The 5,436-nt window shown below is 36.6% G+C and carries 5 protein-coding genes; 4 read left to right on the forward strand and 1 reads right to left on the reverse strand.

Going from position 1 to position 5,436, the window contains the following annotated elements:
- The first annotated feature begins 1,852 nt into the window (after positions 1–1,852).
- From PVV63_RS09770 to PVV63_RS09780, 3 genes are read left to right on the forward strand one after another with little or no spacing between them, the layout of a single operon-like run.
- Positions 1,853–2,596: a creatininase family protein gene (locus tag PVV63_RS09770; RefSeq protein ID WP_273791688.1), complete on the forward strand. Its 744-nt coding sequence runs from the start codon at positions 1,853–1,855 to the stop codon at positions 2,594–2,596.
- A 21-nt stretch (positions 2,597–2,617) separates the two neighbouring features.
- On the forward strand, positions 2,618–3,640 hold the full coding sequence (locus PVV63_RS09775; RefSeq protein WP_273791689.1) for a GTP-binding protein: 1,023 nt from the start codon (positions 2,618–2,620) through the stop codon (positions 3,638–3,640).
- 10 nt (positions 3,641–3,650) lie between these two features.
- Entirely contained in the window at positions 3,651–4,622 is a 972-nt protein-coding gene (locus PVV63_RS09780; protein WP_273791690.1) for a WD40 repeat domain-containing protein, read from the forward strand.
- Between the two features lies 1 nt (position 4,623).
- Here PVV63_RS09780 and PVV63_RS09785 read toward each other — a convergent pair whose 3' ends face one another.
- Positions 4,624–4,770 (reverse strand): hypothetical protein, encoded by a 147-nt coding sequence (locus PVV63_RS09785; protein WP_273791691.1) that lies wholly within the window; start codon positions 4,768–4,770, stop codon positions 4,624–4,626.
- Between the two features lie 482 nt (positions 4,771–5,252).
- Between PVV63_RS09785 and PVV63_RS09790 the strand changes: the two genes are divergently transcribed.
- Positions 5,253–5,436 (forward strand): hypothetical protein (locus PVV63_RS09790; protein WP_404977288.1); only part of this gene is annotated, 184 nt, incomplete at its 3' end.

Here is a 5,436-nt window from a genome sequence, read left to right on the forward strand (position 1 = left end):
AATAAAAACAAAAATAGAATATTGTTAGTGAATCTTTTATTATATAACTCATCAGTAATATTGAAACATAAAATTGGTAGCGAATAAAAAACTTGATCTAAAACAAGTTTATCATAATAAATAAACCTTAAAATAGTGTACTCTTTTTCTATAAAACAGGTATAAAGTATAAAAAGCAATTAAGATCTCTATTTTCAAATGGAAGAGACGTTAATAAAATGATTCTCAACTTTTATTGATATATAAAAAGAAAAAATACTGCTAGCATCTTAAAAAAGGTAATTCAGCCCCCTTTATCCCATACAGCATAAAGAACACAAAATATTGACTTTCAAACCTAATAAAACAAACGCATAAAATAAGTAAATCTATCAGATTTACAAAAAATTATAAGCAACACTAGAGCACCAAAACACTACCTAAAACCAGATAAAAAGAGAGTCATGAAAAATGAGATGATCCCCAAAATACTGAAAAAACTTTCTTTCTTAATTTTCATAAAAGTTATTCCATATTTTTCGTCAATATTGTAGATCACAGCCATATTTATATTTTGAGTAATTATATTTACTCTATATTAGTAATAAATAATTCTCTTTGAACGAAATTTTTAGCAATATTCACATAACTGTCTTCAATCTGTGCAAAATAAATAATAATAAAGAATTAATCAAATGCTTGAAAGAAAAGGAATAGAGAAACTTACTAAAAAATTGCATTTTTAAAATACCAACTTAAGTAGCACATTGAAAAAATAACGCCATGAAAACTGATATTGAATGATAAATTCATCAACCGATCACTTTAATCGCAAAATATTAATCTATAATAATAATTTATTGTTTTGCATGTTGAATGAGAAAGCTGACGATTATAAAACTCTCTTAATTTTAACTCTGTTTATATTGAATCAATCAAATTTCTTCACTTGCAAATCACAAACGAGATCGGTGTGTGTGTGTAAACACACTTAAAGAAAGGAAAATATCACTTATGAGGTATTTTAACTAACAAGCGCTGTTAACACAGTATTGAAAACTAGCAAAGTGAATGATGGTGCCCCTTTTTACTTTAAAAGTGTAAATATGGTGGAACACAATAGGTTTTATATTATAAGGCTTTACCGTTATAATATTCACGGGCGCCGTTGCGAAATAGGCTTGGATACCTTGAGAAAGGTTTCTTTAAAACAAAAGCGTCAATGTGCAACACAATGGCGTTCTGTTTATTATGTATCCAACGGTGTTTCTTACTGAATCATCTTATAAACTGCTCTATGAGATTACAAATTTATCTTACGTGAATTCTTCCCTTTATATTTATTTTTTCTCATGAACACTAAAATCTGTTAAGACACTATCCAAAGTAAAATCAATCAACAAATATTTCTATTCTTTTGTAATATACAGATAATTGAATAGAGTTCCTGATTGCAACAAAAGTCTGTACTATTGTAATAATAGAAATACTTTGATCATCCTCGCTCTATAATAAAAAAATAATATGTAATTTACAGAAAAAATTACATTTTTAATAAATAATGAAAAATAATTTTTTCATTATTTATGTGAAGTATTTAATATGTATGAATATTTACTTATTAAAAATGATAATATACATCAGAAATACTTACAAAAGACAACTATCTTGAGAAAGATTGCCTAATATTACAGAAAAGTTGCGTTGGCATTGCTCAATAAAAGCTTCTCTATTTTTAACAAAGCTCTCATTTTTATGCATCCATATGTGATGTAAAAAGACGCCTATTTGCGTTTCTCTTATAGATAGATTAAATAGTGACAGCACCTTCGATCACTTTGTCTATGTTAACTTCTCTTTTAGGCAATAATTTATGGTATCTAACAAGCCTTTTCTCGCTCTTTTACCTTTGGGCGCACACGAATATCACGGAGAGCACCTTCCTTTCGAAACCGACTGGATTATTGCTGAAGCTTTTGCAAAAGCCCTCACTTTACAAACAAAAGAGCAGTTTCATATCGCACTTTTACCGGTTGAAAAGATTGGCTATTCTATAGAACATATGGATGTTACAGGTACACAAACTCTTACCTTTTCCGATGCGATTAAGCGATGGATAAAGATTGGTGAAAACTGTTATCACAAAGGGATCAACCGTCTTCTTCTTCTCAATGCTCACGGAGGCAATTCACCTTTAATGAGCATCGTTATCACCGAATTACGAAGGCGCCTTTCCATGCTCGCTGTAGCAACAAGCTGGAGCCGTTTTGGTTTACCACAAGGTCTCATAGAGCCGTCTCAACAACATCTTGATATCCATGGAGGCTTTATCGAAACCTCTCTCATGCTCTATTTAGCACCAGAAAAAGTCCATATGGAAAAGGCAAAAAATTTTCATAATAAACAAGCGGATATGATTGCCAATTATCGATATTTACGTGCTTATGGTCCTCATGCCTTTGGTTGGACAATGCGAGATCTGAACACGCAAGGTGCGGCAGGAAACGCAAGCAAAGCAACACCACAAGCCGGTGAAGCAATCTTTTCTCATGTTCTGTCTCAGCTTCGTGATTTACTTGATGATATCAATCGATTTAACATAAACACATGGCAATAAAGAACAATAAAAGGTCTCTCCATGGAAACGACACACCCCAAAAAACTTCCCGTTACGGTTCTCACAGGCTATCTTGGTGCTGGAAAAACCACCCTTCTCAACCGCATTCTCAGTGAAAATCATGGCAAACGTTATGCCGTCATTGTCAATGAATTTGGTGAAATTGGTATTGATAATGACCTGATCATTGAATCAGACGAAGAAATTTATGAAATGAATAATGGCTGTGTTTGCTGCACCGTACGTGGTGATCTCATTCGCATTCTGGAAAGTCTGATGCAACGTTCTCATCGATTTGACGCGATCATTATAGAAACGACAGGGCTTGCTGATCCTGTTCCTGTAGCACAGACCTTTTTCATGGATGATACTATCCATGAAAAAACAGCTCTCGATAGTGTCATAGCGGTCGTTGATGCAAAGCATTTTCCCTCTCAACTGAAAACAAGTCGTGAAGCTGAAGATCAAATTGCCTTCGCGGATATTATTCTTTTAAATAAGATTGATCTTGTCACCCAACAAGAACGCAGCCATGCTGAATCCCTTATTCTCGCCATTAATCCTCGTGCTATAATTTACGCAACAGAGCGCGTTAACATCCCTGTTGATAAACTCCTCGATCGTGGCTTCTTTGATCTCCAACGCACTTTAGATAATGATCCCCATTTTCTTGACCATCATCACGCAGATCATGTATGTGGTCCCGATTGTAATCATGATCATGACCATCATCACGCATCCCCCATTCATGATATTACCATCACTTCTGTAAGTTTAAAAACAGATGTTCTGCAACCAGAAAAGTTTTTCCCTTGGATCCAGCAGGTTACACAGCAACAAGGACCTGATATATTGCGCCTTAAAGGCATTATCGCCTTTCAAAGAGACGATGATCGTTACGTCATTCAAGGAATACATATGCTTCTTGAGGGACAACATCAACGCCCATGGCGTGAAGATGAAAAACGAGAAAGTCGCCTTGTTTTTATAGGACGCTCTCTTGATGCTGAAAAATTAAAAACTGGTTTTGAAAATTGCGCATAAGTGAGTGATAATGCCAAACATTACCCATTATGATCTCAAAAGTTACTGCCTTTCCTGCGGTTTTATAGGCAATAAACCAGCCTTTGTTTCCGTAGAAGGTTTCATTGTTTTTTTTAATCCAGCCCCACAAATCGTTGAAGTTCACCAAGGAATAATTTCAAGCCATTTTTCCCATGACAATACCGCGATCATCACCGGTGGAGAAGATGGAAAAGTCTGTCAAACAACCGCAGCAGATCACACGGAAGTGTTAAGCCAAAAAGAACGCAAATGGATAAACAACGTTGCTTTTGGTCCACAAAAAGCTTTTGCTTTTTCCTCCTCACGTTTCGCATTTGCGCATGTTGGAAAAGAACGACAAGAGCTCACACATGAACGCAGTGTAGAAGGCCTCGCTTTTGCCCCAAAGGGTTTACGACTTGCCGTTGCCCATTACAATGGAGTCACTCTTCATTGGTTATCAACGCAAGTATCTCCCACCACATTGGTATGGAAAGGAGCTCATTGTGGCGTCACCTTTTCACCAGACAACCGCTATGTCATTTCCACGATGCAAGAAAACGCTTTACACGGTTGGCGTCTCACTGATAATCAACATTTACGGATGAGTGGCTACCCAAGCAAAGTCAAAAGCTGGTCTTGGAGCGCAAAAGGAAAATGGCTAGCAACATCAGGTGCCTCTGCCGCAATTGTTTGGCCCTTTCATACAAAAGATGGCCCCATGGGAAAAACACCTCTAGAACTAGGCACACGAGCAAATGCGCTTGTTAGCACCGTTTCATGCCACCCAAACAAAGAAATTGTAGCAATAGGCTTCAATGATGGAATGATTTTAGCGGCACATTTTCATGATGGAAAAGAAGTCCTTCTAAAAGGTTATGGGAAAAGCGCTATCTCAGCACTTAACTGGGATCAAGCAGGGCAAAACCTCTCCTTCGGTAGCGAAAATGGTGAATGTGGTATAATCAAGATCACTGATTAAATTAAGCACCCAAAAGCGCAATCATCGCCGATAAAGAATGCCCACACAATCCTCCAGAAATCTTATCCCCTTGCATCTCTAGAGCTCTCAGAAATCCTATCTCCCTAATCTCCCCCCCCCCAAAGTCTCCTAAAATCTTCGTAATCATTAAATCTTCCCTTTTCCTTTCCTTCCCCCCCCCTTTAGACAAGAAAATACCTTAGACATGTTTTTTGACCTTTTAACATTGCTACCCCCATACAAGAATAAAAACATCACCCCTAAGACCGAAAACCCCACTCCCTATCAACATCTATATAGGCTACATACTTCCACAAAAGCATTTTTCTTAAAAATTCGGCAAAAAATAGCTGATATCATCATTAAAACAACGATTTATTCCTACGATCAGAAGAATGGAATTCAACACTATTTTCCTAAATAAAATTTTTTTGATTTCCCTCTCTAAAAAGCAAGGTTGCCTACTAGCAGCCTTCTAAACTGCAGTTTTTTTCCTAGAAAATTCCATCTAATAATCATTTCATAGAGTTTCTATCACCGTCTTCTGTTCCGGTATCTCCTTCATCTCCAGATTCTGTCCCCACTCCTTCTGCCCCTGTTGAACCAAAGCCTTCTGGGTCTTCTGACCCTTTGGATTCCTCGTCTAATCTCCAAATTAGAGCTGTTGTTCCACAGGTTCCAACTTATCTTCTTTTGCCAAATGCCTTATTTCATGCTGGTTTAGTGGATATGACCGCGCAAAATAAGACATTAGAGACAATGCGGAATGCTTTTCATTCCTTTGGGAAGGATAATGAAAAGACAGCCTTTTTTC

Source organism: Bartonella sp. CM31XJBT (assembly GCF_028618555.1).
GTDB lineage: Bacteria > Pseudomonadota > Alphaproteobacteria > Rhizobiales > Rhizobiaceae > Bartonella.

Bases quoted from the DNA above. Each gene is read 5' to 3' on its own strand.
- PVV63_RS09785 (WP_273791691.1), bottom strand. From the start codon at position 4,770: ATGATTACGAAGATTTTAGGAGACTTTGGGGGGGGGGAGATTAGGGAG.
- PVV63_RS09775 (WP_273791689.1), top strand. From the start codon at position 2,618: ATGGAAACGACACACCCCAAAAAACTTCCCGTTACGGTTCTCACAGGC.
- PVV63_RS09780 (WP_273791690.1), top strand. From the start codon at position 3,651: ATGCCAAACATTACCCATTATGATCTCAAAAGTTACTGCCTTTCCTGC.
- PVV63_RS09770 (WP_273791688.1), top strand. From the start codon at position 1,853: ATGGTATCTAACAAGCCTTTTCTCGCTCTTTTACCTTTGGGCGCACAC.